This window comes from Streptosporangium amethystogenes (assembly GCF_000721075.1).
In the GTDB taxonomy this organism is placed as follows: Bacteria; Actinomycetota; Actinomycetes; order Streptosporangiales; family Streptosporangiaceae; genus Streptosporangium; species Streptosporangium amethystogenes.
In genome coordinates, this window is the sequence record NZ_JOEQ01000105.1 from 1 (window position 1) to 1,983 (window position 1,983).

The following is a 1,983-nucleotide window of genomic DNA, read 5'->3' on the forward strand; positions in this document are numbered from 1 at the left end:
TGTCCTGTCTCGCTTGATGGTTGACACTCTGGCCTCGCTTGATGCTTGACACCTTGATCGTCTTCTGTGCCTGCTCGTGGCGTTGTCTGCGCTTCGGGGGAGGCCGGGATGGCATTGGTGGAGTTGAGTGTCGTGGAGCAGCGCTATCACGCGGTGATCGAGGTGTTGTCGGGGGCGAAGGTCACCGATGTCGCCGAACGGTATGGGATCTCACGTCAGTCGGTGCATACCTGGGTGCGCCGCTATCGAGACGGCGGGCTGGGCGCTTTGGCCGATCGGTCGCACCGGGTGCGCGCGCATCCGATGCAGACGCCGGCCGCGATCGAGGCGATGATCTGTGAGTTGCGCCGGGCGCATCCGCGGTGGGGACCACGCACTTTGGGCTGGGAGCTGGCCCGGCGCGGAGTGGAGCCGGTGCCCTCGCGGGCGAGTATCTACCGGGCGCTGGTGCGCAACGCTTTGATCGATCCGATGGCGCGCAAACGTAAACGCGGTGACTACGTGCGCTGGGAGCGGCCTGGGCCGATGCAGTTGTGGCAGATGGACATCATGGGCGGGGTATTGCTGGCCGACGGCGGTGAGTGCAAGTTGATCACCGGGGTGGATGACCATTCGCGGTTCTGTGTGATCGCCTCGGTGGTGGCCCGGCCCACCGGGCGGCAGGTCTGTGCGGCGTTCGCCGCGGCGATGCGCGCCTTTGGGGTGCCGCTGGAGGTGCTGACCGACAACGGCAAGCAGTTCACCGGCCGGTTCGGCGGGCCGAAGGCCGGTGAGGTGCTGTTCGAGCGCGTCTGCCGGGAAAACGGCATCCGGCTGCTGCATACCCGGCCGCGCACCCCGACCACCACCGGGAAGATCGAACGTTTCCATCAGACGGTGCGCCGGGAACTGCTCGACGATGCAGCGCCGTTCGCCTCGATAGGCGCGGCCCAGGAGGCGGTGGACGCCTTCGCCGAGCACTACAACACCGCCCGCCCGCATCAGGCATTGGAGATGGCCTTTCCCGCCGACCGTTTCTTCGCCGACCACGTCGCCCTTCAGCAGACGCGGATGCAGGAGGAGTTGCCGCTGCGGCTACCGGCCGGTTTGAGCGTGGTGGAGCCGTCGGCCTCGTCGATGACCCCGGCCGAGCCGTCGCCTGAGGTCGTCACCGACGAGGAGGTGCCGGTGACCGAGCCGATGCAGGTTTCGGCCATCGAGGTTGAGCGGGTGGTGCCGGACTCGGGCAACCTGTCGGTCGGCGGCCAGCAGGTCTGGCTCGGCCCTGACCGCGCCGGACTGTCGATCACGTTGTGGATCAGTACCGCGCATCTGCACGTGTTCACCTCCGGCGGCGGCCGGCTCAAGACGGTGGCCTCGCGCCTGACGGTCAAGGACCTGGCCGCTCTGGTCGCCTCCGGGGATGCGCGCCCGGCCGCTCCCGCACCGGTTCCCGACACCCAACAGCACCGTGCGGCCGTCGAGGTCGACCGGCTGGTCAGCTCGATCGGCATCGTCAGCCTGGCCAGCCACGCGTTGTGCATCGGCGCTCACCTGGCCGGCCGGCGCGTCACGTTGCGTCTGGACGGCATCACCGCCCAGGTCATGGACGGCGAACGCCTGCTGCTGCGCACCGTGCGCTGCCCGCTGCCGATCACCGCATGCGGGCGCCTGCGCGGCGCTCGCCGGGCCGGTCCGCCACCGACCACGCCCACCGGGCCGGTCACCGTTCAGCGCACGGTCTCCATTCGCGGCACCATCATGGTCGTCGGCCAGAAGATCCAGGTCGGCCGAGTGCATGCCCGCAAGATCCTGGACGTGACCGTCGATGACACCCACCTCACCATCCACGCCGACGGCGAGCCGATCCGCGTCGTTTCGCGAACCACCACCCAGGAGGTCACCCGGATCAAGTCCAGAGCGCATACTAAACAGCGAAAGACCAGCTAGGAGTGTCAAGCATCATCCGATGCCATTGCGTCAAGCATCAAGCGAGTCACGACA

At 67.8% G+C, this 1,983-nt stretch carries 1 protein-coding gene; it reads left to right on the forward strand.

The window, feature by feature from the left end; translation table 11 throughout:
* The first annotated feature begins 108 nt into the window (after positions 1–108).
* Positions 109–1,929 carry an IS481 family transposase gene (locus IG98_RS0143720; RefSeq protein WP_030926417.1) on the forward strand — a complete coding sequence of 607 codons (1,821 nt, stop codon included), beginning with the start codon at positions 109–111 and terminating at the stop codon, positions 1,927–1,929.
* Positions 1,930–1,983 lie beyond the last annotated feature (54 nt).